Annotated in this window: 18 protein-coding genes and 1 tRNA gene; 9 read left to right on the plus strand and 10 right to left on the minus strand. The window is 57.4% G+C overall.

The window, feature by feature from the left end:
• Positions 1 to 50 precede the first annotated feature (50 nt).
• The 4 genes from ACIQZK_RS05780 to acs all read right to left on the minus strand — a co-directional run bounded on the left by ACIQZK_RS05780 (position 51) and on the right by acs (position 6709).
• Complete coding sequence (locus tag ACIQZK_RS05780) at positions 51 to 2246, minus strand: 3-hydroxyacyl-CoA dehydrogenase NAD-binding domain-containing protein (RefSeq protein ID WP_397575294.1); 2196 nt, start codon at positions 2244 to 2246, stop codon at positions 51 to 53.
• Positions 2247 to 2260: 14 nt separating this feature from the next.
• Positions 2261 to 3475 carry an acetyl-CoA C-acetyltransferase gene (locus ACIQZK_RS05785; protein WP_397575295.1) on the minus strand — a complete coding sequence of 405 codons (1215 nt, stop codon included), beginning with the start codon at positions 3473 to 3475 and terminating at the stop codon, positions 2261 to 2263.
• A gap of 2 nt (positions 3476 to 3477) precedes the next feature.
• Positions 3478 to 4635 (minus strand): CaiB/BaiF CoA transferase family protein, encoded by a 1158-nt coding sequence (locus ACIQZK_RS05790; protein WP_397575296.1) that lies wholly within the window; start codon positions 4633 to 4635, stop codon positions 3478 to 3480.
• Positions 4636 to 4756: 121 nt separating this feature from the next.
• Positions 4757 to 6709 carry an acetate--CoA ligase gene (gene acs / locus ACIQZK_RS05795; RefSeq protein WP_397575297.1) on the minus strand — a complete coding sequence of 651 codons (1953 nt, stop codon included), beginning with the start codon at positions 6707 to 6709 and terminating at the stop codon, positions 4757 to 4759.
• A gap of 157 nt (positions 6710 to 6866) precedes the next feature.
• Here acs and ACIQZK_RS05800 point away from each other — a divergent pair, with 157 nt between their 5' ends.
• Positions 6867 to 7649 (plus strand): SDR family NAD(P)-dependent oxidoreductase, encoded by a 783-nt coding sequence (locus ACIQZK_RS05800; protein WP_397575298.1) that lies wholly within the window; start codon positions 6867 to 6869, stop codon positions 7647 to 7649.
• A 3-nt stretch (positions 7650 to 7652) separates the two neighbouring features.
• On the opposite strand, the gene prfB is transcribed toward ACIQZK_RS05800, so the two are convergent.
• The 3 genes from prfB to ACIQZK_RS05815 all read right to left on the minus strand — a co-directional run bounded on the left by prfB (position 7653) and on the right by ACIQZK_RS05815 (position 12503).
• Positions 7653 to 8780, minus strand: coding sequence for a peptide chain release factor 2 (gene prfB, locus ACIQZK_RS05805; RefSeq protein WP_306063984.1), 1128 nt, complete (start codon positions 8778 to 8780; stop codon positions 7653 to 7655).
• Positions 8781 to 8929: 149 nt separating this feature from the next.
• A complete protein-coding gene (locus ACIQZK_RS05810) occupies positions 8930 to 11446 on the minus strand; it encodes a penicillin-binding protein 1A (protein ID WP_397575299.1) in 2517 nt (838 codons plus the stop codon).
• Positions 11447 to 11528: 82 nt separating this feature from the next.
• Positions 11529 to 12503 (minus strand): N-acetylmuramoyl-L-alanine amidase, encoded by a 975-nt coding sequence (locus ACIQZK_RS05815; protein WP_397575300.1) that lies wholly within the window; start codon positions 12501 to 12503, stop codon positions 11529 to 11531.
• A 483-nt stretch (positions 12504 to 12986) separates the two neighbouring features.
• Here ACIQZK_RS05815 and ACIQZK_RS05820 point away from each other — a divergent pair, with 483 nt between their 5' ends.
• The 3 genes from ACIQZK_RS05820 (at position 12987) to ACIQZK_RS05830 (ending at position 17956) form a co-directional block, all read left to right on the plus strand.
• Positions 12987 to 15632, plus strand: coding sequence for a ribonuclease E/G (locus ACIQZK_RS05820; protein WP_397575301.1), 2646 nt, complete (start codon positions 12987 to 12989; stop codon positions 15630 to 15632).
• A gap of 107 nt (positions 15633 to 15739) precedes the next feature.
• Positions 15740 to 17107 (plus strand): M48 family metalloprotease, encoded by a 1368-nt coding sequence (locus ACIQZK_RS05825; RefSeq protein WP_397575302.1) that lies wholly within the window; start codon positions 15740 to 15742, stop codon positions 17105 to 17107.
• A gap of 42 nt (positions 17108 to 17149) precedes the next feature.
• Positions 17150 to 17956, plus strand: coding sequence for a DsbA family protein (locus ACIQZK_RS05830; RefSeq protein ID WP_397575303.1), 807 nt, complete (start codon positions 17150 to 17152; stop codon positions 17954 to 17956).
• Here ACIQZK_RS05830 and ACIQZK_RS05835 read toward each other — a convergent pair.
• Positions 17953 to 18639 carry an RlmE family RNA methyltransferase gene (locus ACIQZK_RS05835; protein ID WP_397575304.1) on the minus strand — a complete coding sequence of 229 codons (687 nt, stop codon included), beginning with the start codon at positions 18637 to 18639 and terminating at the stop codon, positions 17953 to 17955. The two genes, ACIQZK_RS05830 and ACIQZK_RS05835, sit on opposite strands and share 4 nt — an antisense overlap.
• Before the next feature lie 2 nt (positions 18640 to 18641).
• Positions 18642 to 19826: a Ppx/GppA phosphatase family protein gene (locus tag ACIQZK_RS05840; RefSeq protein WP_397575305.1), complete on the minus strand. Its 1185-nt coding sequence runs from the start codon at positions 19824 to 19826 to the stop codon at positions 18642 to 18644.
• A 168-nt stretch (positions 19827 to 19994) separates the two neighbouring features.
• Between ACIQZK_RS05840 and ACIQZK_RS05845 the strand changes: the two genes are divergently transcribed.
• The 5 genes from ACIQZK_RS05845 to ACIQZK_RS05865 all read left to right on the plus strand — a co-directional run bounded on the left by ACIQZK_RS05845 (position 19995) and on the right by ACIQZK_RS05865 (position 24836).
• Positions 19995 to 20068 (plus strand) — tRNA-Gln (locus ACIQZK_RS05845).
• Between the two features lie 131 nt (positions 20069 to 20199).
• Positions 20200 to 21120, plus strand: a complete 921-nt coding sequence (locus ACIQZK_RS05850; RefSeq protein WP_397575306.1) for an aminotransferase class IV — start codon at positions 20200 to 20202, stop codon at positions 21118 to 21120.
• A gap of 14 nt (positions 21121 to 21134) precedes the next feature.
• The gene (locus tag ACIQZK_RS05855; RefSeq protein WP_397575307.1) at positions 21135 to 21848 is read left to right on the plus strand and encodes an HAD family hydrolase; all 714 of its coding nucleotides are present in this window, start codon (positions 21135 to 21137) and stop codon (positions 21846 to 21848) included.
• Between the two features lie 181 nt (positions 21849 to 22029).
• A complete protein-coding gene (locus ACIQZK_RS05860) occupies positions 22030 to 23046 on the plus strand; it encodes a glutathione S-transferase N-terminal domain-containing protein (RefSeq protein WP_397575308.1) in 1017 nt (338 codons plus the stop codon).
• On the plus strand, positions 23043 to 24836 hold the full coding sequence (locus tag ACIQZK_RS05865; RefSeq protein WP_397575309.1) for an arylsulfatase: 1794 nt from the start codon (positions 23043 to 23045) through the stop codon (positions 24834 to 24836). Before ACIQZK_RS05860 ends, ACIQZK_RS05865 begins: the two co-directional genes overlap by 4 nt.
• A gap of 15 nt (positions 24837 to 24851) precedes the next feature.
• On the opposite strand, the gene ACIQZK_RS05870 is transcribed toward ACIQZK_RS05865, so the two are convergent.
• Positions 24852 to 25748, minus strand: coding sequence for a haloalkane dehalogenase (locus tag ACIQZK_RS05870; protein ID WP_397575310.1), 897 nt, complete (start codon positions 25746 to 25748; stop codon positions 24852 to 24854).
• Positions 25749 to 25750 lie beyond the last annotated feature (2 nt).

Raw genomic sequence — 25750 nt, forward strand, 5'->3', positions numbered from 1 at the left:
AAGGGCGGCCTCCGCGGAGGTCGCCCTTTTTTGTGCCTTGCGTGCTGGTTTTATGCAGCAGCTTTATACAGCGTCTCGCCCTTGTCCGACATGTCGCGGAAGCTTTTGGGTGGCGCAAAACGATTGCCAAATCGCTGCGCCAAATTGTCGGCCGTGCGAACGAAGTTCTCCAAGCCAACAGTGTCGATATAGCTCATCGGACCGCCGGTGTACGGCGCAAAGCCCCAACCGAAGATCGCACCCAAATCAGCGCTCTGTGGATCGCGCACGACCTCTTCTTCAAAACATTGCGCGGTGGCAATCAACTGGATGTACAGCAGGCGCTGCTTCACTTCGTCGACCGAAGGCTGGTCTTCGGCGAGCGGATAATGCTCCGCCATACCTTGCCACAGGCTCAGGCGTTCGCCCTTGGCATCATAATCGTAAAAGCCCGATCCAAAACGGCGGCCCTTACGGCCAAGCTTAACGACCATCAATTCCATGAAATCTTCGGTGCCGCTTGGTTGATATGCGTCGCCCAATTCCTTCTTGGTCGACTGCATCACGTCATAGCCCAGCTGCAATGTGGTTTCATCCAGCAACGCCAGCGGGCCAATCGGCATGCCAAGCGATTTGGCGGCGTTTTCGATCAGCGCAGGCTTTACGCCTTCGGTCACCAGCTTCATCGCCTCACCCATATACGGCGGGAATACGCGGTTGGTGAAGAAGCCGCGAACGTCCTTCACAACAATCGGCGTCTTCTTGATCTTTGCGTTATAATCAAACGCCGCAGCCATAGCCCGATCGCCGGTCAATTCACCGGGAATGATTTCCAGCAACGGCATTTTTTCAACCGGCGAGAAGAAGTGCAGCCCGACGAACAATTCCGGACGTGACGAATTCTTCGCAAGACCCGTAATCGGCAATGTCGACGTGTTCGACGCGAACACGACATCCGGACCAATCACAGCCTCAGCCTTCTTAATGACATCTGCCTTTACATCGGGCCGTTCAAACACGGCTTCGATGATCAGGTCGACATCTTTCAGATCGTCATAACTGTCGGTCGGCGTAATCCGCGCCATGAACGCATCGCCGGCTTCCTTGGTCATCTTGCCACGGCTGACGGCCTTGTCGATGATCTTGCGGCTATAATCGACCGCCTTATTGGCATCTTCAAGGCTGCGGTCGAGAACGACAACCTCCATGCCACCCTTGACGGTAACGTGCGTGATGCCCGACCCCATGAGGCCGCCACCCAATACGCCCACCTTTTTAATCTCAACCGCAGGGACACCTGCAGGGCGGCCAGCGCCCTTTTCAGCAGCCTGTTTGTTGATGAACAACGTGCGGATCATATTTTTCGCTTGGCTGCCCGAAAGCAGTTTCGTGAAATATTTGGATTCAACACGCAGCGCAGTGTCGAACGGCAGGATCGAACCTTCATACAGACACGACAAAATGGCCTTGATGGCGTCAAAATTGCCTTTGCTTTCCTTGTGCGCCATCGCGTTCAGGCCAACGAACAGTTGAACCGCACGTGGGTCCATCGCGCCTGCACCGCCGGGGAATTTGAAATCCTTCTTGTCCCAAGGCGCTGTCGCCTTCGGATTGGCCTTTACCCATGCCTTGGCATTGGCGATCACATCCGCAGCTGGCGCAACATCGTGCACCAGTCCCTGTGCCTTCGCCGTTGCCGGATCGAGCGACTTGCCTTGAATGATCATCATCGCTGCGTTCTGCAGGCCAATGAGGCGTGGCGTCCGCTGTGTTCCGCCGCCGCCGGGCAAAAGTCCAACCATCACTTCGGGCATGCCGAGCTGGATTTTTGGATTGTCCGCAACGACGCGGTAATGGCACGCAAGCGCGAGTTCCAAGCCGCCGCCGAGGGCCAGACCGTTCAGCGCACAGGCCACTGGCTTTGCCGACGCCTTACCACTGCTCAGGTCCTTGGCGGATTGACCGCCGGATTCCATTTTGCGCAGCAACGCGTTCAACGCGAACGCTTGGTCGAACGCTTCTTTGGTGCTGCTCGCCTTTGCGCCGCCCAACATGGTCAAGTCAGCACCGGCCAGGAAACCGGATTTCTTGCCCGATGTAATGACCGCGCCCTTTACGGCTTCGTTCGTGGTGAAATCGTCGACCCATTTGCCGAATTCTTCGATCAACGCGCCATTCCATACATTCATCGATGCATCAGGAAGGTCAATCGTCAGAAGCGCAATGCCATCGGCGTCGATATCGACGGAGAAAGTTGTGTAAGTCATATTTTCGTTCCCGATCAATTCACGCGTTCGATGATGGTTGCAGTGCCCATTCCGGCACCGATGCACAGCGTGGTGAGCGCAGTCGACTTGCCGGAACGCTCCAGCTCATCCAGCACGGTGCCGAGGATCATGGCACCTGTCGCGCCAAGCGGATGTCCCATGGCAATGGCACCCCCGTTGATGTTGATGTCCGTATGGTCGACGTTCATCGCTTCCATGAAGCGCAGAACGACCGAGGCAAAGGCTTCGTTCAATTCCCACACATCAATGTCGCTTTTGTCCATTCCGGCACGCGCCAGCGCCTTTTGCGCAGCGAATTCGGGGCCAGTAAGCATGATGGCGGGTTCGGAACCGATGGACGCCATCGATACGATCCGTGCACGCGCCTTCAGGCCATATTTCTCGCCAGCTTCTTTCGTGCCGATCAGCACAGCGGCCGAACCATCGACGATGCCCGAGCTGTTGCCCGCGTGATGGACATGGTTGATCTTTTCGACGTCCGGATAGCGCATGATGGCAATGTCATCAAAGCCGGGCATCATCGTGCCCATCATCTGGAATGCAGGGGCCAACGCGCCCAAGGACTGCATATCGGTCTCCGGACGCATCAATTCGTCATGGTCGAGGACGACTTCACCAATCACATCCCGGATCTGCAGGATGGAACGCGCAAAACGCTTTTCAGCCCATGCCCGGCCCGCCCGCTTTTGGCTTTCAACGGCATAAGCATCAACATCGTCGCGGCTATAGCCATATCGGGTGGCGATAAGGTCTGCCGAAATGCCTTGCGGGATGAAGTAATTGGCAATCGCCGAGCGCGGATCAATCGGCCACGCGCCGCCGTCCGAACCCATGGGCACGCGGCTCATCGATTCAATGCCGCCACCGACAGCCAGATCGCATTCGCCCGACTTCACTTTCGCCGCAGCGATGTTCGACGCTTCCAGGCCAGAGCCGCAGAAACGGTTCACCTGAATACCCGACGTTGTGTGCGGATAGCCCGCAGCCAACACGGCGGTACGCGTGATAACCGCGCCCTGCTCGCCCACTGGCGACACGCAACCAAAGGCTACATCTTCAATCTCTTCACCCGACAGACCATTGCGGTCGCGAATGGCAGCCAGAACCTGCGCCGCGAGGTCGATGGGCGTTATTTCATGCAGCGCGCCATCGGGCCGCCCCTTGCCACGCGGGCTACGCACCGCATCATAGATATAGGCTTCGGTCATATTCAGTCCTTATTTGTGACCACGGCGCCTGCCGCGATCAGTTGGGAGATTTCATCGGGGCTGAGTCCAGATTCAGCCAATATGGCCGCGTAATCTGCACCTTTTGTTGCGATGTTGAAATGGGTTACCAACGGCTGTGTTGCAAGACGCGGCGCGATTTGGGGGTGCAGCCATCGGCCATCGGTGACAACCGCGTGGCGTTCAGCATTGACCGGATGTGACGCCGCCTCAACATAGTCGAGTACCGGCGTTACGCATGCATCGGTGCCGGCAAAAATCGCTTCCCAAGCGTCACGCGTCTTGGTCGCGAACACATCCTCCAGCATTTCATGCTGTTTCGCGAACGCGGCGTGGTCATGCTGCGCGCCATAGGCCTCACGGTCGATGGGCAAACGCTCCATCATCGCGGCGAAAAATTGTGGCTCAATGCAGCCCACCGCCATGAACTTGCCATCGGCCGTCATGTAACAACGATAAAATGGCGCGGCACCGTCGAGTAAATTCGCTTCGCGCTTCGTCCGCCATTGGCCAACGCCGGCCATGCCATGGACAAAGCTCATCAGGCTATGCGTGCCATCGACAATCGCGGCATCGACGATATTGCCACGGCCCGTCTGGGCACGCTCGATTATTGCGGCAAGGATGCCGTTGACGAGGAACATGGAGCCGCCGCCGAAATCACCGATCATATTCAGCGGGGGAACGGGCGGCTGACCGTCTTTGCCAATCGCGTGTAATACGCCGGTCATACCGATATAGTTGAGATCATGCCCCGCCATCTGGCTCCACGGGCCAGTCTGTCCCCAGCCGGTCATGCGGCCATAGATCAAGCGCGGGTTGATGGCGTGACAGACATCGGGGCCAACACCCATACGCTCGGTCACGCCGGGCCGTAGGCCTTCGATAAGGACGTCGGCAGTTGCGACGATCTTTAACAAAGCCGCGACCGCTTCCGGCTTTTTCAGGTCCAGAACCATCGACCTTTTGCCGCGCGCATCAATCGCTTTGGGAACGAGCGAGCCGCCGGGACGGTCAATCACAATGACATCAGCGCCCATGTCAGACAGCAGCTGGCCGGCATAAGGGCCCGGCCCAATTCCAGCGAGTTCAACGACCTTAATGCCTTTTAAGGGACCCGTTTTTGCTGGAGAATCGGTCATGAAGCTTTTCCCAATATGGCGCATTTAATCGCGCGATTAAGGCGTATCTGTTAAGGTGTCGCGGCACTTGACGCAAGCGTCAAGTAAAGCTGAACCCGGGAATTCTAAAGCTGCGCTGACGTCACTGGTTCTGCCGCCCCTCAATAAGCGCATCGACAACATTGGGGTCAGCAAGTGTCGACGTATCACCCAGTGCACCAAAGTCATTTTCGGCAATCTTTCGTAATATGCGCCGCATGATTTTGCCCGATCGCGTTTTGGGCAGTGCGGTCGTGAAATGGATATGATCGGGCGACGCAATTGGTCCGATTTCAACGCGCACCTGCTGCCGAAGTTCCGCGTGGAGTTCGTCCGACGGCTCTTCGCCGACATTCAGGGTCACGTAACAATATATGCCCTGCCCCTTTATATCGTGCGGAAATCCAACGACGGCTGCCTCTGCGACCTTGTCATGCAGCACGAGCGCGCTTTCCACCTCGGCAGTGCCCATGCGGTGGCCCGATACGTTGATGACGTCGTCGACACGGCCCGTAATCCAGTAATAGCCATCTTCATCCCTGCGGCAGCCGTCGCCCGTGAAATATTTGCCTGTATAGGTCGAAAAATAGGTCTGCACGAAACGGTCGTGATCGCCATAAACGGTGCGTGCCTGACCCGGCCAGCTGTGCGTGATGCACAGATTGCCCGATGTTGCGCCGCCAATATGTTCATCGGCAAGAACAGCGCCTTCATTATCCACGAGCTGCGGCTGGATGCCAAAGAACGGCCGCCCTGCGCTGCCCGGTTTCATGCCATGCGCACCGGGCAAGGTTGTAATCATCACGCCGCCCGTCTCTGTCTGCCACCATGTGTCGACAATGGGCAATTTCCCTTCGCCCACCGTCGCGTGATACCAGCGCCAAGCTTCGGGATTGATGGGCTCACCCACCGTGCCCAGCAAACGCAGCGACTTGCGCGAGCGCGCCAGAACCGGCGCATCGCCATCGCGCATCAGCGCGCGCAGGGCCGTTGGCGCAGTGTAGAATATGTTCACCTGATGCCGGTCAATAATGTCCCAGAAACGCCCGCTATCGGGGTAGCTTGGAATGCCTTCGAATATCAGGCTGGTTCCGCCATTTTGTAACGGCCCATAGACGACATAGCTGTGCCCCGTGACCCAACCAATGTCGGCCGAGCAAAAGAAGACCTCACCGGGACGATAGTCAAAGACATAATGGAATGTGCTCGCGGTCCATACCGAATAGCCACCGACGGTGTGCAACACACCCTTTGGGCTGCCCGTTGATCCCGAGGTGTATAATATGAACAAAGGGTCTTCGGCGTTCATGGGTTCGCAGGGGCAATCGTCCGACGCGCCAAAGTCGTGATACCAATGGTCGCGGCCAGCCTGCATCGCAACGGGTTCGCTCGTGTGCTGCACAACCAAAACCGCATCGACGCCGTCCACTTTCGTCAGCGCCGCATCGATATTTGCCTTTAACGGCACCGACTTGCCACCGCGCAACGCCGTGTCTGCGCAGACGACAAACCGGCTTCCACAATCCTGAATACGTCCAGCAATGGCCTCCGGCGAAAAGCCGCCAAAAACAACGCTGTGCACCGCGCCGATCCGTGCGCAGGCGAGCATCGCCACCGCGCCCTCAACGCACATGGGCATATAGATTGTGACGCGGTCCCCTTTGCCAACGCCAAGGGTCTTGAGCGCGCCAGCCATGCGCTTCACCTCCGTCAGCAACTCCGAATAGGAAACCCGGCGCGCATCTTTGGCGGGGTCATCAGGCTCAAAGATAAACGCAATCGCGTCGCCCTTCCCCGCGGCAACATGGCGGTCAACGGCGTTGTGGCAAAGGTTTAAAACACCGTCTTCATACCATTTGATCGACACGGGGTCGAACGACCAATTGCCCACTTTCGTCGGCGGCGTGAACCAATCGATCCGCTTGGCTTGCTCCGCCCAAAATGCATCGGGCGCGCTGATGCTTTGCGCATACATCCGGTCATAGTCCGCCGCGCTGCATTGCGTGTTATGGGCAGCCGTCTCGGGAATTGGAAACCAGTCCTGATGCTCACTCACTTGCTCTCTCCCGTAACGCTGTTAATCCTTGTGGCCTGCTTAAGTGGAGTAGGTCCAGTGATTCAAGGCTAAAGAGTGCAAACGCTCTTCACACAGCTCAGATACCCGCCGCACAGCGATGCGGTGGCCAGATATCATTTGAATACAGGAAACGCACATGCCGAAATTACAGAATAAGTCCGCGCTCGTGACCGGGGGTGCCCGCGGGATTGGCGAGGCGATTGCCCGCTGCTTCGCGAAAGAAGGTGCTATGGTCATCATCGGCGATGTTGATGCCGAAAACGGCATGCGCGTCGCATCAGAAATAGGCGGCACTTTCGTTGCGCTTGATGTCTCGTCCGAAGAGGATTGGAACAATGTGGCCAACCAGCAGCCAAGCATCGACATCGTCGTGAATAATGCCGGGATAACTGGGTTCGAAGACAGCCCCGGCCCGCATGACCCTGAAAACGCCACGCTGGCCGAATGGCACCGCGTCCATGCGATCAATCTGGACGGAACGTTCTTGGGCTGCCGTTATGCGATCAAGGCGATGCGCGCCCAGAAAGCCGGTTCCATCATCAACATGTCCTCGCGCTCTGGCTTGGTGGGTATTCCCGGTGCTGCGGCCTATGCTTCATCCAAGGCGGCGATCCGGAACCACACCAAATCCGTGGCGTTATATTGCGCGGGGCAAGGGTTGAACATTCGCTGCAATTCCATCCATCCCGCCGCGATCATGACACCGATGTGGGACGCGTTAATTGGCGATGGACCAGATCGTGACACCCGCATGGCCGCAATGGTCGCAGACACACCGCTTAAGCGGTTCGGAACGGTTGAAGAAGTTGCTGCAATTGCCCTGATGCTGGCATCGGATGACGCAAGCTATATGACCGGAAGCGAGGTGCATCTGGACGGCGGCCTATTGGCCGGGTCTTCAGCGTCTCCCGGCGATTAAGCGTCAATCAACATCGTCGACGGAAACCGCCTCGCCTGTCACGCGCTGGGCCAATGCTGCGGCGATGAAATTGTCGAGGTCACCGTCCAACACATCGCTGGGTGTTGGGGACGTCACGCCGGTGCGCAGGTCTTTCACCATCTGATAAGGCTGAAGCACATAAGAACGGATTTGGTGGCCCCAACCGATTTCGGTCTTCGCCGCATATTCGCCCGATGCGACTTCTTCACGCTTGCGAAGTTCGGCTTCGTACAAGCGCGCCTTCAACATGCCCATCGCGGTGGCGCGGTTCTTGTGCTGGCTGCGGTCGTTCTGGCTGGCGACGACGATGCCGGACGGTTTGTGGGTGATACGCACGGCGGAGTCGGTCGTGTTAACATGCTGCCCGCCTGCGCCTGATGCGCGATAGGTGTCGATCTTCAAATCGCCTTCGTTGATTTCGATGTCGATATTGTCATCAATGACAGGATAGACCCAAACGCTCGAGAAGCTCGTGTGGCGCTTCGCTGCGCTGTCATATGGCGAGATGCGAACGAGGCGATGGACGCCGCTTTCGGTCTTGGCATAGCCATAGGCATTTTCGCCTTTGACCAGCAACGTCGCCGACTTGATGCCCGCCTGATCACCGGCCTGATAATCCACCATTTCGACTTTATAGCCGCGCTGTTCGGCCCAGCGATAATACATGCGCTGGAGCATTTCCGCCCAATCCTGGCTTTCCGTGCCGCCTGCGCCAGCGTGAATTTCGATGAAGGTATCATTGCCATCGGCTTCGCCCGACAGCAGCGCCATGACCTTGTCCTTGTCGGCACGATCCGCCAACGCCTTAAGCGATGCAGCGCCTTCGTCGCCAAGCTCTGCATCGCCTTCCATTTCGGCAAGCTCAATCAGTTCGACCGTTCCGCTCTTGTCGGCGTCAATTTCGCGCACGGTGCTGATGGCGGCATCAAGGCGGCGGCGCTCGCGCATAACCTCTTCAGCGGCTTTGGGATTGTCCCACAAAGTCGGATCTTCCACCTTTGCGTTCAACTCATCCAGGCGGCGCAATGCGCGGTCCCAATCAAGCGACATCTTGACCAGGTTAAGGGCAGCATCAATGCGGGCAACATAGCCTTCTGCGTCGGCGCGCATGGGGAAACTCCAAGGGAATGAAAAACGTCAGGCGCGGCCTTTAACCGAAACGCCCGCGAAGTCAAAGCCAGCTAATTGCGTGGACGTTCTTCGACCTACCAACATGACGGCCCCAATTTCAGAGGACGCGCTCTAAATCACGCGGATGTTTAGTATATTCCGCCCTCTTGCTGGATAAACTCCTGATCGCGTTTTGTCCCGACGCTGGTGCTGGCCGATGCCGACGATCGCGTTGCGCTATTAGACTGGGTCTCGGATGTTTCCTTGGGCTTGTCTTCGCGCGCCGCTAGCTCCTCTTGGCGAATGGAGCGCTTCGGTTCGGTCTCGGCCTTGAATGCCTCCCAAATCACCGCGCTCATGGGGTCTCTGCCCGGCCAAGCGCCATAGACGCGCTTGCCTGTCTTGCGGTCGATGCGCACCAACCGGGTTCCGGCGGGCGCGATAAACGGTGTCTTTGGCATGCCAGCCATCGCGGACCGCGCAAATTGTTTGAAGACGGGGGCCGCAAGTGAACTACCCTGCGCATAGCCACCCATATTCCGCGGCTGGTCAAAGCCCAAATAGAGCCCTGCAACCAGATGTGGCGATCCGCCAATAAACCACACGTTGGTGGGGCCAGTTGTCGTGCCGGTCTTGCCGAACAACGGGCGATCCAGTTCGCGCAATGTGACGGCGGTGCCGCGTTCAATGACGCCTTCAAGCATGTGGACGACTTGATACGCGGTAATGGGGTCCATGACCTGTTTACCCGCGGCAGCAAAGCGCGGCATTGGCTTTCCATTCCAATCCTTGGCTAGGCAGCCCTTGCAGGGTTTCCAATTGGCAGGAAAAATGACTTTGCCTTTGCGGTTCTGCGCAAAATCAATGAGCGTAGGCTTCAATTCGCGGCCGTGATTGACCAGCATCGAATACGCATTGACCATCTTTAGCACGGTCGTGTCACCGGCACCCAAGGCATAAGAGAGATAATCCGGATAATCGCCGATGCCGAAATCGCGGAAGGTATCGGTGACATTGTCCATACCCGATTCCGCGGCAGCACGCACCGTCATTAGGTTGCGGGATTGTTCAAGCCCCCAACGCATCGTTTGCGGGCCTGCGCCATTACCGGTGAAGTTGCGGAAGCATTTTTGGCCAAGCGATGCCCCTTGCCACACGCAATATGGTCCATCGACGATAATGGATGTCGGCGTCATGCCGTTATCAAGCGCCGTCGCATAGACGAATGGCTTGATCGTAGAGCCTGGTTGACGTTGGGCCTGCGTTGCGCGGTTAAAGCTGGAAATGCGGTTATCAAAACCGCCTTGAATCGCCAAAACGCGGCCATTCATTGGGTTTTGCACCACCATGCCGCCGCCGACTTCTGGGACGCTGCGCACGGCGTAGCTATTCGTACCATTGGGGGCGACAGCAATAACATCGCCGGCTTTCATCGCCGATGGAGCGCCGTCTAACTGCGCAATGCTGCCATCGGCAAAGCCGACTTTGCCTTTACCCAAAGCGACGCCAGCCCGCCATTGGGCGTAATCAATGGCAATATTGGTCGCCGCAAATCGTGACGCCCATTTGTTGTCCGACACGTCAATCGTGCCCATATTGGCTTTCCACGCTTTGCCCGCGTTATAACGCAACAAACCGTCGCGCAGAGCCTGGGTCGCAAGTATCTGGTAATCGGCGTTCATCGATGAACGCACCCACAGGCCGCCTGAATAGACGCTATAGGGCCCGTCGGCATCGGTTTCACCAAAGCGCTCAATAAGCTGGCGGCGCACTTCTTCCGCGAAATATCCGCCGACATTTTTATATCCGGTGCCGCGCTGTGCAACAATGCCAAGGGGTTTGGCACGCGCAGAGGCCAATTGCGCGTCGGTAATCCATTCATTCTTGCGCATTTCGCCGAGCACCCAGTTGCGGCGGGCAATGGCAAGCTTTGCGTTCTTTGCACGACCATAACGTTCTGGCGCCTTGGGCAAGATGGCGAGAAAGGCCATTTCATGCAGTTGAAGCTGGTCCACGCTTTTCGCAAAATAGGCTTGTGCAGCGGCTTCCACGCCGAACGCCTGCCGACCGAGCGCAATTTCGTTAAGGTATAGCGACAAGATTTGCGGCTTGGTCAACGCACTTTCAATGCGCTTCGCCAAAATCGCCTCTTTGACCTTGCGGGTGTAACTATACTCGTTCGTCAGCAACAGGTTTTTGGCGACCTGCTGCGTGATGGTCGACGCACCGCGCGACCGTTTGCTGCTGAAAATATTGTCAAAAATCGCCGAAACGATACCGGGATAATCAATGCCGCCATGGCTGAAGAATGTTTTATCTTCTGCCGCGAGATAGGCCCGGACCAGTAATTTGGGGAAGTCGGCATATTCCAACTGAACGCGCCGTTCGCGGGCATAGCTGTGAAATGGTTCGCCGTTAACGTCGCGCACCACCGTTGGCAGCGGCGATTCATATTCGATCAATGCCTCAGCATCGGGAAGATTGCGGGCGAAAAGCACCCAAAAGAGCAGGAGAAACAGAACAAACGCGCTGACCGCATAGGTCGCGCGCCGAAACCGTTTGCTTTGCCACCAGCCCTGCCACTTGCCGATAAATCCTTCGGCTTCGCGTTTCAGCTTGTAACTGATTGCTGTTGGCTCTTGTGTGGTCGGAGACGAGTTATCCATTATCGGCCCTCTCTAGCCGATTTGCCGGACAGGTCCAGAATCTTGTTCTGCAACTTGGCGCGATTTTTACCGCACCGGCTGGTTATCGGGTCACGATCCTGCGGGCAAAGTGGACCTGAATGGCATTTGCCACTGCCCGGGCGACTTTTTGACGTCCGGTGGATGATGCCAGAAAATTGACATCAGATGCATTGCTCAGATAACCTGTTTCGAACAAAACTGATGGCGTATCGGGCGCTTTGAGCACGATAAACGACGCAAAGCGGGGCGAATTTCCACGGATACGCATGTTCGGGATTGCCTCACGCAGCAACAGCTTTGCGAAATCAGCAGACACATTCATGGTTTCGCGCTGCGTCAAGTCAATGAGGATCGACGACACACTGGCTTCAGCACCACCCAGATTAACGCCGTTGATGATGTTCGCCTTGTTTTCGCGCGCTGCAAGCCGTTGCGCCTCGCGATCGGACGCAATTTCGGAAAGCGTATACACCGTGCCGCCGCTGGCTTGCGGATTGTCGGCGCTGTCCGCGTGAATAGAAATGAACAGATCGGCTTTCAGTTTGCGTGCGATCTGATACCTGTCCTGCAGCACGATAAATTTATCGCTCTCCCGCGTTAAAGCAACGCGGACACGGCCGCTTTTGAGCATTTCATCACGCACCGCCTTGGCAATTGCCAATGTCACCTCTTTTTCACGTTGCCCGCCATGTGGACTAATCGCGCCCGGGTCATGCCCGCCATGCCCTGCGTCAATGACGACAAGTGGTAGGCTTGCATCCGCAGGGCCGCTTATCTTCGGCCGGCCTTTGCCAATATTCGAGCGAATGGGCGCGGTGACTTCATAACGCCGCTGTGGTGGTTCCGCACGAAATGCCAATGGTCGCACGATGTGGGTTGTTCGCGGCGCTATGGGCCCTTGCACCGAAACTTGTGGAATGGCGCCGCCAATCGCGGGTGACGCGAAAACCGGCAAGGTGGCAAAAAGCGCAGCCGCGAATATATAGTGCTCATGGGTTCTGGCCGTTGCCTCCGTCCAGAAAGTTTTTTCGTCCACGCCCCGGCTCCATCCGTAAGATGGATATGTTGCTAGCGATGGAAGCGTAAACGCTGGTGTCCAGACAGGGTTAATGGCGCATTAAGGCTAAAAACCGGTTTTTCCATCCACAATGGCAAGCTATTTCGCGTGATGCCCTTGCCGACAACCCGCAGGAGTGCTAGCGCGTAGCTACAGGGAATTTCATCTGATCTTCCCGCCAATCCGCCTTCGGTTCTTTTCCGCTCGGCACATTAACAGGTTGACGCTGCATGAGGCATGATATTTCCACCAACGCCGCCCGCAATGGGACTGGCGCATGGGCTGGAAATCAAGCGCGCGCGATACACGCCCGCCATGCACAAGCAGCAGACGCATTTCTTACATTCCCACCATATCGCTTTGCCGACAGGAACGCTGTGCGTCCCGTCTGGCATTGCATCAACAATAAAGCGAGCGGCCTTTGGCTGACAACCGGGCGCCATGCTCGCTGGAGTAATATCAATGACAACGCGTATGCTAATCGATGCGCGGCACCGGGAGGAAACCCGGGTCGCAGTCGTCACAGGAAACCAGATTGAGGAATTTGATTTTGAATCGGCCGAGCACAAGCAGCTCAAAGGCAATATCTACCTCGCAAAAGTAACAAGAGTTGAACCCTCGCTTCAGGCGGCGTTCGTAGATTATGGTGGCAATCGCCATGGCTTTTTGGCGTTTGCCGAAATCCACCCCGATTATTACCAGATCCCACGCGAAGACCGCGAGCGTTTGTTGGCGGAAGAAGCCGAAGCCGCCGCGGAAGAAGCTGCACTGCGTGAGCAGGAAGAGGAAGAAAGCGACGAGCCTTCGGACATCATGCAGGGTTCTGCAGAGCGTGACGACGACGTTACTGACCTGATTGAAGTCGATAGCGACGACAGCGTCGACACCATCGACATGACCGAGGGCGAAGAGCCCGACCTCGGCAGCAATGGCGACGATGCGTCAGACGAAGGCGAAGGCGAAGGCGAGCGCGGCGAAAACGGCCGTAACAACCGCCGTCGTCGTGGCCGTGGTGGCCGCAATGGCGAAACCCGCGCACCAAAGGCCAGCGACGAAGTCCGTGCAAAGCGTATGAACCTGCGTCGCCGCTACAAAATTCAGGACGTCATTCATCGCCGTCAGGTTTTGCTGGTTCAGGTTGTGAAGGAAGAGCGCGGCAACAAGGGCGCGGCTCTGACGACCTATCTCAGCCTTGCCGGTCGTTATTGCGTCTTGATGCCAAATACGTCGCATGGCGGCGGCATTAGCCGTAAAATCCACAGCGCGGCTGACCGTAAGCGCCTTAAGTCGATTATTTCGGACCTGACTTTGCCATCCACCATGGGTTGCATCATCCGCACCGCTGGACTTGCGCGCACGAAGCCTGAAATCAAGCGCGACTTTGATTATCTCGCCCGCCTTTGGGACGAAATTCGTGAGCGTACGCTTCGTGGTGCAGCACCGATGCTGATCCACACCGACAGCGACCTCATCAAGCGTGCCATCCGTGATATCTATAATAAGGACATTGACGAGGTATTCGTCGAGGGGCCTGACGGATATAAAGCCGCCAAGGACTTTATGAAGCTGCTGATGCCAAGCCACGCAAAACGCGTGCAGCATTATGCAGACCCGGTTCCGCTGTTCCAGCGTTACCATGTCGAAGATCAGCTGAACGCAATGTATCAGCCAATCGTCCAGTTGAAGTCGGGTGGCTATATCGTCATCAACCCAACCGAAGCTTTGGTTTCGATCGACATCAACTCAGGCCGTTCGACCAAAGAACATGGCATTGAGCAAACCGCGCTTTCCACCAATTTGGAAGCCGCGCGCGAGATTGCCCGTCAATTGCGCCTGCGCGACATGGCTGGCTTGGTCGTCATCGACTTCATCGACATGGAGCATCATTCGAACGCCCGCAAAGTCGAGCGCGCGATGAAGGAAGCGTTGAAGCACGACCGTGCCCGTATTCAGGTCGGCCGTATTTCCAGCTTTGGCTTGATGGAAATGAGCCGTCAGCGTTTGCGCACCGGCGTGCTCGAAGCGTCCACCCGCGAATGTCCGCATTGCGAAGGCACTGGCCTTGTTCGCACGGCATCATCGGCTGCGTTGTCCGCCCTGCGCCTCATCGAAGATGAAGCAGCCAAGGGCCATGGCAGCCAGATTGTTCTGCAGGCGAGCCAGGAAGCCACAATCTACTGCCTCAACAACAAGCGTGCCGAACTGGCCGCGATTGAAGAGCGCTATCACGTGCGCGTGCTGATTGTGCCCAATGGCGAAACTGAAGGCGCAAAGCTTGCCGTATCCAGCTCCGGGCCACGTCCAGAGCGGCCTGCCGCACTGCCGCCGATTATCGACATCGAAGAAGATGATATCGACGACGAAATCGACGATTTCGACGACGAAGCCGAAGAAACTGAACGCGAACCACGCCGTGCGCGTGAAGAGCGTCCACGCGAAGAAGGCGAAGCTGGTGAAGGCCGCAAGCGTAAACGTCGTCGTGGACGTCGTGGTGGCAAGGGCCGTGATCGCGATGGCCGTCCGGAAGGCGAAGATGCTGTTGCGGGTGACAACAACGCTGCAGATCGTCCACAGGGCGAAAGCAACGCTGAAACAGCCCAGGCTGACGGTGATGTCGAAGGCGAGACCAAGCCAAGGGCCCGTCGTGGTCGCCGTGGCGGCAGAGGCCGTGATCGCGACCGTGAAACGGCTGTAGGTGAGGCAACAACCGAAGCGCCAGCAGTAGCGGAAGTGGAAGTTGCGGAAGCGCCTGTTGAAGCACCCGCAAAGCCAAAGCGTGCAAGCCGGGCAAAGCCAAAGGCTGAAAAGGTCGCTGTAGAAGCTGATGCACCGGAAGCGAAAGCCACTGAAGCCCCAAGCGCTCCAGAAAAAGCACCTGCTGCCAAAGCAAAGGCACCCGCAAAGCCACGCAGCCGTGCAAAAGCTCCGGTCGCTGAAGCTGAAGCGGTAGCTGACGAAACGGCGGAGGCTCCAAAGGCGAAAGCCAAGGCCCCACGCAAGAAAGCAGCTGCCAAAGATGTTGCACAGGATGTAACATCAACAACCGACGCTGGCGGAGCCGACGACGGTCCACCCCGTTCAGGTTGGTGGCAACGCACGTTCGGTTAAACCCGATTCATTGTTTACACATAGCCCCGCTGGTCATTGACTGGCGGGGTTTTGTTTTGCCCAACTTCTTCATTGCGCGTTCATCCAGTTCGCGCCATTCACTGCATATGAACAATTCTGCAATTCGTGCCCTGCGAACAGCATTCGTGCTGTTTCTTGCCATATGGATATCCGTGCGCCCAGCCATGGCGCAGTCGATATTACGCGACGCTGAAACCGAAGCTTTTTTCAAAGAGATTTCGGAGCCATTGATTATAGCGGCTGGGCTTGATCCGAATAATGTCGACATCATCCTGATCAATGACAAATCCGTCAACGCATTCGTTGCTGGCGGGCAAGCGGTCTATCTGCACAGTGGGTTGATTGACGCCGCAACCACCGCAAACGAAGTGCAGGGCGTCATTGCGCACGAACTTGGGCATGTCGTCGGCGGCCATGCCGTTCGCTTCGACGAAGGCGTCTCGGTTGCAAGCGGCATCAGCATTGCAAGCCTCATCCTTGCCGCTGCGGCCATGGCGGCTGGCGCGGGCGAAGCTGGCATGGGCATTTTGTCCGCGGGCCAACAAGCAGCGATGGGCAAGTTCCTTGCCTACAGCCGTGGACAAGAAGGCACGGCAGATGCGTCTGGCGCACAATATCTGTCCACCGCAGGCATTTCGGGCCGGGGCTCCATCAGCTTCTTCAAAAAGCTGCAGAATTTCGAATTCCGCCTCGGTATCCCGCAAGAGGATAGCTATGGCCGCACGCACCCCTTGTCGGGTGAGCGTATTTCGGTGCTGCAGGACAAATATTCCGCCGATCCGGCTTGGAATGCCCCGCTAAATCCGAAGTGGGAGAGTGATTTCAAACGCATCAAGGCAAAGCTGACAGGCTATCTTTCTGACCCGAAGGCAACGATGCGCGATTATCCCGAAAGCGACAAAAGCGTTCCTGCCCGCTATGCCCGTGCCTATGCGTGGCATAAGTCTGCTTATCCGCAAAAGGCGTTGGATGAATCATCGGCACTCGTCGCATCCGCCCCCGAAGATCCCTATTTCCTTGAATTGCATGGACAAATATTGCTCGAATCCGGTCGGCCCGCCGACGCGATTATACCCTTACGCAAAGCGGTAAGCCTGACGGGCAATCAGCCGCTGATCGCCGCCATATTCGGGCATGCGTTGATTGCAACCGAGGACAAGACGAAGCTCGATGAAGCCGCTCAGGTCCTTAAGGCCGCAGTCACCAAAGATAATCAAAATCCATTTGCCTGGTACCAATTGGGCGTCGTTTACGAACAAAAGGGTGATAGCGCGCGTGCCGCCCTCGCCAGTGCGGAGCGTTACTTGATGGTAGGTGCGCCGCAATTGGCTTTGCCCAACGCGCAGACCGCAATGGCTGGCCTGCCCGAATATTCACCCGATTGGATCCGCGCTCAGGACATCAACATGGTTGCCGAAGCACAGCTTGCGCAGCTGAAGAAGCGGAAACGTTGAATTGGCTGGCAACGGTGCGCGACGGGGGCTAATCGGGCCGCTATGAACAATATGACGTCGCGCATGCCGCTTATCCTCATTCTCTGCGCTACACTTTTGCTGGCGGCAATCGGCGCTTATCTGTTTTGGCCAAAAGATACTGTGTCCCTGCAAGAACCAGCAGACGCTGCGTCAGAGGACGCCGCCAAGGCCGCTGCTGCTGCAGGTATGAGCGCCGACGACCGGAAAGCGACCGAGGCGATTGTACGCGCATATATATTGGAAAATCCGGAGATTATCACAGAAGCCATTGGTGTCTTGCAAAAGCGCGAGGCAACGCAGCGCCTCAGCGCCGTGGGCAGCAAGCTGACCGAGCCCTTCCCCGGCGCGGAGTTCGGAAACCCCAATGGTGATGTCACGCTCGTCGAGTTCACCGATTATAATTGCGGATACTGCCGCTCCAGCGTTGCAGATGTGCAAAAGCTGATCGATAGCGATAGCAACATACGCGTTGTCATCCGCGAGCTACCCATCCTCAGCGCGTCCAGCCGCGATGCTGCCTTATGGGCACTCGCAGCCGCCAAGCAAGGCAAGCACAAGGCATTTCACGACGCCATGTTCAGCGGTGGCCGCCCTGATGCCCAAAGCATCCGCGCCGCCGCTTCCAAAGCAGGGATGAACCTACCCGCCGCCGAAAAATTTGTGCGTTCACGCGAGGCCATGGCTGAAGTGGAAAGCAACATTGCGATCATGCAGCAAGTTGGCTTTGGCGGCACTCCGACCTTCATTATCGGTGACCAGATATTGGAAGGCGCCGTTGGTCTTGATGCCCTGAAAGCCGCGGTCGCGAAAGCGCGTAAAGCGGGTTAAGCTTTCTTTCCCTGCGCAATCACATACCATTCCACCGAGCCTTTGCGGCTTGCCGGTGGCTTGGCATGTTTGACGGTCGTGAAGTTGTTTTTCAATATGCTCAGCATCACCGGATCGGTTCCCCCGGCAAATACTTTCGCAACAAAATCGCCGCCGGGTTGCAAGACCTGAATAGCAAAATCGACCGCCGCTTCGACCAGCCCCATTGTGCGTAAATGGTCGGTCTGTTTGTGACCGACGGTGTTCGCCGCCATATCTGACAAGATGAGGTCCGGCGCGCAGCCGAGTTCAGCAATCAACCTATCCGGCGCACTGTCATGCATGAAATCCATTTGGAGCAGCACAACGCCTTCGAGCGGATCGACCGGTAATAGATCGATGCCTACAATGGCAGCTTTGGGCTGTTGCCTGCGCACCACTTGTGCCCAACCGCCCGGCGCGACACCCAAATCCACCACGGCTTTCTTGCCGCGCAATATGTGGAACTTCTCGTCCAACTCGACCAGCTTATATGCCGCGCGGCTGCGATAGCCCTCGCCATGCGCGCGCTTCACATATGGGTCGTTCAACTGCCGCTCAAGCCAGCGGGTTGATCCAGCTGTGCGCCGCTTGGCGGTTTTGACCTTCTGCTTGCCCGCCAGTGTCCGGCCGGAGTTCTTACCACCAAATAAATTGTCTGCCATTTTTAGTTCCGTCGATTTCTGCGCTTTGCGTCGCTCGCCATCAGCGCACGCAAAATGCCCTCGCGAATGCCGCGATCCGCAACGCCCAACCGCTCACCGGGCCATATATCAAAAATAGCCTCAAGGATGGCGCATCCGGCAACAACCAAGTCCGCGCGCTCATGCCCGATGGTCGGGAATTCAGCCCGCCTTTCTATCGTGCGGCCGGCAAGCTCGCGGCTAATCTCGCGCATCGCGGCGGTCGGCAAATGCAACCCATCCACAGCACGGCGGTCATAGCTGTTCAGCTTCAAATAGACGCTGGCAAGCGTCGTGACCGTTCCTGAAGTCCCCAAAAGCCTGCGGTCGCCGCCATCTTCGGGCAAGCGTGCGGCGAACTCGGCAAAGCTTGCCATCACCTTTGCGCGCATCGATGTATAAATGGCGTTCAGCTGCTCAGGCGTCTCCGCCTCGGCCCGTTCGCTCTCGGTCAAAGACACCACGCCCCATGGAACGCTCACCCAGTCTAATATCTCGGGAACGCCGCCAGTTGTCGACACCAGCACTAGCTCAGTCGATCCGCCGCCAATGTCGAATATCAGCGCCGGGCCCTCCCCCTGCTCCAGCAAGGCATGGCATCCCATGACGGCAAGGCGCGCCTCTTCCTTTGGGCTGATGATGTCGAGATGAATGCCTGTCTCGCGCTTGACGCGTTCAATGAACTGCGCGCCGTTGACGGCCTGACGGCATGCCTCGGTCGCGACGGACCTTGCCAGAACCACGTTACGTTTTTTCAGCTTCTCGGCGCATACGGACAGTGCCTCAACCGCGCGGTCCATGGCCTCATCGCTCATCCGGCCCGTGGCTGTAAGCCCCTCGCCCAGCCGGACAACGCGCGAAAATGCATCGACGACGGTGAAATCATCGCCGCCAGCCCGCGCGATTAACAATCGGCAGTTGTTCGTCCCAAGGTCGAGCGCAGCATATGCTGTCCGATCAAGCCAGTTACGCCGCAAAGCCGCGTTATCGGCAGGACCAAAGCCATTGGCGGCCTTGGGAGCCGTGTTGGATGTGTGTGCACGCGCTGCGCCCTCAGCCGAAGCTTGCTGCAGTGTTGCAGCCTTGGGTGCCGCATTCTTGCGACGGGGCGGTTTTTTACGTTTACGCCCGCGTCCCTTTTGCGGCGATGGCGCGACATTCTCGCCCATAGCCGTAAACTCACTTCTTATTTTCTATCCGGGCAGATGTGCTGCCGGTACCTGACACCTTGATACGCGCTGCACGTGAAAAATTCAACATTTTTGAATATCGTTGCAACGGGCCAAATTCAGCGGCTTGACCGTGCACGGGCACCAGCATATAGGCCCGGCCTCTGTTCCCCGGTCGTCTAACGGTAAGACTACGGACTCTGACTCCGTCTATTGAGGTTCGAATCCTTACCGGGGAACCAAATGCACGCGCAATCAAGCCGCGCAGCCGCAACCCCATTTCCATAGGACGATATTGCGATCAGCCGCCACATGATGGACGTTGCACGTTCCTATTTGACGCACGTGCCCAGCAATCGTTACGGTCAATAGCATGGCACTTGGAACGCATGATTTCGTCTCTGATTCGCGCAATGACGCGATCCTCATCAACGTTAATGGTCAACTCACGCCCCGTGCGCAGGCGATGGTCTCTGTCTTTGACAGCGGCTTTATGCTGGGTGACGGGGTATGGGAAGGGATCCGCGTTCACGCAGGGCGCATGGCCTTTTTGGACCAGCATCTTGACCGTTTGTGGGAAGGCGCAAAGGCAATCGCCATGGACATCGGCATTTCCCGCGATGAAATGAAGGCGCGCCTTTATGCCACTATCGACGCGAACCAGATGGACAAATGCCATATCCGGCTGATGGTCACGCGTGGTATCCGGTCAACGCCGTATCAAGACCCACGTGTGGTCGTCTCACCCGCGACCATTGTCATTATTGCCGAATATAAAGTCCCGCTTCCCACAACGGTTGATCGCGGCCTATCACTGTTTACCGTCCACGTCCGTCGCGGTGATCCGGCGGTGCAGGATCCCAAACTCAATTCGCATAGCAAACTCAATTGCATCACCGCTTGCATTCAGGCTGCTAATGCCGGCGCAGACGAAGCCTTGATGCTCGACCCGCACGGCTTTGTCGCCACATGCAATTCGACCCATTTTTTCATCGTCCGTAAAGGAGAAGTGTGGACCTCCACCGGTGATTATTGCCTCGCCGGCATCACGCGCGCGAACGTCATCCGCCTGTGCCGGGAGAATGATATTCCTGTGTTCGAACGCAACTTCTCCCTGACGGATGTCTATGGTGCGGATGAAGCGTTTGTGACCGGAACCTTTGCCGGGGTCGTTCCCGCGCATACCATCGATGGCCGTGTATTGACCGATGGAAAGGGGCCCGTCGTTGAACGTCTTCAAAATCTCTACCGCGCCTTCATCGAACGCGACATCGCGGGCCAGACCCGACCTTGACGCAGCGGATATGCATGTGGTCGGGACCGCGAAATATCTCGACGGCCATGATGCGCAGCTTTTCCTCGCGCGCGGATTGCGCCGTCAGTGACGAACCCTTTTACGGCTGTTTCCTTGCACATAACGGGGAGCCGCATCCCATGGCAGCAGACGTCATCGCAGATATGGATTGCGACTGGTCCAGTGTAGCGGCCCACCTTTCCGGTCCCGCGCCGGGGGGTAAGCCTCTGTGGTATCAAAAGCAGATGACCCACCATATGGTCGGTCCAATCCAACCCGATGATTTGACCAACTGCCGCCACGCATTTCTGGTTCGCGAACCTGCCTATATGGTCGCCAGCTACCGCGTTAAGCGAGAGAGCGTGAACGTCGAAGACCTTGGTTACGCAACCCAGCGTGCCTTTTTTGATCGTATCGCCGACCGGACCGGCTATGCCCCGCCCGTCGTCGACAGCGCGGACATTCTTAAAAACCCCGCAGAGACACTAGCTTTGCTATGCAATGCGCTCAACATCGCATGGGACCCAGCCATGTTGTCATGGCCCGCTGGCATCCACCCAGATGACGGTATTTGGGCAAGCCATTGGTATGACGCGGTCGCGGGCAGCACGGGCTTCCAAAAACCCGATATACGCCCGCTCAACCTCGATGATGAAGCGCGTGCTGTCGCGGATGCCTGCATGGCCGACTATGAACATCTTGCCCAACATCGCATTGTTGCACCTTGATGTTTGGCCGCGCGCGTCGTGCAGCGGCGCCAATGGCAAACTTATCTCTCGCCTTTGAATGCACTGAACAGATCAGGCAGCGGCGGAACAATCGGATCATTCATCCACACGCTGTCAGCGGCCCCGCCCATATATTGGCATTGATAATGTCAATATAGACCATTACACATGATGCCGGACCATGACGGAAGGAACGACGGCCATGTATACGATCAACGGCGCACTCGGATCGCCTTATTCGATGAAAATGCGCGCGCTTATGCGCTATCGGCGTATCCCGCATCTGTGGGTGCATGGTGCAGATTCGCGCGATGCGCTGAGCAAGGTCAAGGCCCCCGTCATCCCCGTGATGGAATATCCCGATGGGACATTTCACAATGACTCGACGCCGCTAATCTATGATCTGGAGGCACGGCATTCCGAACGCTCGGTCATTCCGTCCGATCCGGCGCACGCCTTTATCGCGCATCTGATTGAGGATTTCGCCGATGAGTGGGTGACAAAGGCGATGTTCGGTTATCGCTGGCTGGAGGAGGTTGACCAAATCCAGATGAGCCGCTGGCTTGCGTTTGATGCGATGAAGGGCGGCGGCCTGACGACCAGTCAGGGCTATGCCGAACAGTTCCGCGCACGCCAAGTCGGCCGCATGGCGATTGTCGGCTGCGCGGCTGAAAACTTCCCGTTGATCGAGGCGTCAACTCGCGCAATTCTGGGTGCGCTGGAAACGCATGTGGTGGACCGACACTGTTTGTTCGGCACACGGCCCAGCATAGCGGAATTCAGTATGTACGGCCAATTGTCCCAGCTTGGCGTTGATCCCACGGCGCAGGCGATGATGCGCAAAGATTTTCCCTACAGCTTCCGCTGGCTGCTCCATATTGATGATATGTCGGGAATAACGGGGGAATGGGATAAGGCAGATGCGCCCTTTGCACCCATTATCACCGCTTGGTTGCAGCAGGTGGGCGAAATCTACATGCCCTTCCTCCTCGCCAACGCAGCCGCGATTGAGGCAGGCGAAGATAGCTTCCGCATCACCGCGATGGGCCTGCCCTACACACAGGGTGTTTTCAAATATCAGGTGAAGTGCCTCGCCGATTTGCGCGCGCGCTATGCCGCGTTGGATGCACATGCGCGGGCGCGCATTGACCCGCTGCTCGCGCAGACGGGCTGCCTTGAAGCATTGCTGAACCAATGAAGCTAAAAGGACCCGCAACGCTATTGACGGCGCTGGCGTTGCTCAGCCCGGCCACACTTGGCGCACAGTCCGCGCCAGCAAAGGCCCCCAATATCGTCATCCTGCTCGCGGATGATTGGGGCTTTAGTGATGTCGGGGCCTTCGGCGGAGAGATTGCGACGCCCAATATCGACGCGCTTGCCGCCAAGGGCGTGCGTTTTTCGAACTTCCATGTGGCAGGGTCGTGCTCACCAACGCGCGCGATGCTGCAAACCGGCGTGATCAACCACCGCGCGGGTCTGGGCAATATGCCGGAGACAATTCCGCCAGAGCATCTCGGCAAGCCGGGTTATGAGGCGCATCTGAACAACCGCGTCGTAACGATTGCGGACCAGCTGCGCGCCGGCGGCTACCGCACCTATCTGACCGGAAAATGGCATCTGGGCCACACGCCCGATACCTTGCCCACAGCACGCGGCTATGACCACGCGCTTGCACTCGCCCAATCGGGCGCGGACAATTTTGAAGATAAGCCCAATCTGCTGATTTATGACAAGACCGAGTGGAGTGACGATGGAAAGCCGGCCAAACTGCCGAAGCGCTTTTACTCCTCAACGCTGATTATCGACAGGATGATCGGCTATATCGACCGCGGCCGAGCGAGCGGAAAACCGTTTCTGGCATCCGTCAATTTCATCGCCAACCATATTCCGGTGCAGGCACGCGATGCGGACATTGCGGCTTATGCCGGGCGCTATAACGCTGGCTGGACTGTGCTACGCCAAGAGCGCCGCGCCGCAGCGATTGCCAAGGGCGTGATGCCCGCAGGTGTTGCGATGGTGACCATGGGCACCAGTGGTGACTGGTCGAAGTTATCGGCAGAGCAAAAGCGGCAACGTGCGGGTGCAATGGCTGCCTATGCTGCCATGGGCACGGCGATGGACCGCGAAATTGGCCGGTTGATTGCGCATCTGAAGTCCATCGGTGCATATGAAAACACCATATTCGTGTTTCTGTCGGACAATGGCGCGGAAGCCACTGATCCCATGAACATGGGCGCATTTGCGCGCTGGAACGCCAATCTCCTCTATGATCAAAGCATCGCCCAACAGGGACGCCCGGGTTCGCTAACCGCACAAGGTGCCGGATTTGCGAGCGCATCGGCATCGCCGCTGCGTGGATATAAGTTTACCGCGAACGAAGGCGGCCTGCGTGTCCCGATGATCATATCATGGCCGGGCAACCCGGCAATCAAGGGTGGACGCATTGCATCGGGCTTTGCCCATGTCACCGATATGCCGCTGACTTTGCTGAAGCTCGCAGGCGTCGCGCCGCAGCAAGGCCGTTTTTCGGGACGCCGCGTCGAACCCATGATTGGCGCGGACCTGACACCCATGCTCACTGGGGCTGCATCGTCCGTCCATTCGGCCGACAAGCCATTGGGATATGAGTTGTCGGGCAATGCGGTGTTGTTCAAAGGCGATTATAAGCTCGTCAAAAACTTGCCGCCTTATGGCGATGGCCGCTGGCAGCTTTACAACATTACCACCGACCCCGGCGAGACCATCGATCTGTCCGGTTCCGACCCCGAACGTTTTGCGACTATGCAAAACGATTACGCCGCCTTTGCCAAGGCAAACAACGTGCTGCCGATGCCCTACGGTTACACTGCGCCCAAACAGATTTTCGCAAATGCGCTCCGCACATTGCTAATCCCACGGCTTATCGCGTTATGGCCGGTGGGCGGGCTAGTATTGTTCGCAACAGCGGCTTTGATCTGGTGGCGCAGACGGCGGCGAAGGGCCGCTTAACCGCCGATCTTACGCCTACGCAGCGATGAAATTGCGGATCAGGTCGACCAGCTGTTCCGGCTGATCTTCCTGACAGAAATGGCTGGCCTCAATCCGGCAATGCGGTTGCCCCTTGGCGCCGGGAATACGGCGCTGAATTTCCGTATCGAGATGACCGAGCACCTTGTCCTGATTGCCAAAGCAGGTGAGCACCGGTTTGTCGAAGCGTTCGAGCTGTGCCCAAGCGGCGACATTTTCCGCCACCGACAGATGATCAGGGGTCACGGGCACGAGCACAGGAAACTGGCGCGCGCCGGCCTTGAAACTCTCATCAGGGAACGGCGCATCATAAGCGGCGATCTCGGCGCTGCTCAGTGCGCGATTACAGCCGCCATCAACGATCCGGCCGCTCTTAAATTCGGGCGTGGCCTGGCTGAATGCGCGCCAGCCATCAAAACCCGGACCAATATTCTCGCCAACGGGCAGATAGGTGTTTGAAATCACCAACCGCGCAAAACGATCCGGGAAAGCAGCGACCAGCCGCAGCCCGATCAACCCGCCCCAATCCTGACAGAATAATGTGATGTTGTTGAGATCAAGCTGCGTCAGCCAGTCGCTCATCCACGCGACATGGCGTTCATAGCTATAATCGTCGCGGCTGGCCGGCTTGTCAGACTTGCCAAAGCCAATCAAATCAGGTGCCAGCACGCGGTGCCCGGCGGCAACGAGTGGAGGTACAAATTTGCGGTAGAGATAGGACCAGGTCGGCTCTCCATGCAGCAGAAGGATCGGCGCAGCATCGCGGGGGCCTTCATCGACATAATGCAGCCGCAAGGGTGGTGTGCCCTGCGCTTCAACCTCAACATAATGTGCCGCAAAGGGATAGTCCGGAAGGTCGGCGAAAGCTGTTTCAGGCGTGCGTAGGATCTTCATGA

Source organism: Sphingorhabdus sp. (genome assembly GCF_044338195.1).
Lineage (GTDB): Bacteria > Pseudomonadota > Alphaproteobacteria > Sphingomonadales > Sphingomonadaceae > Sphingorhabdus_B.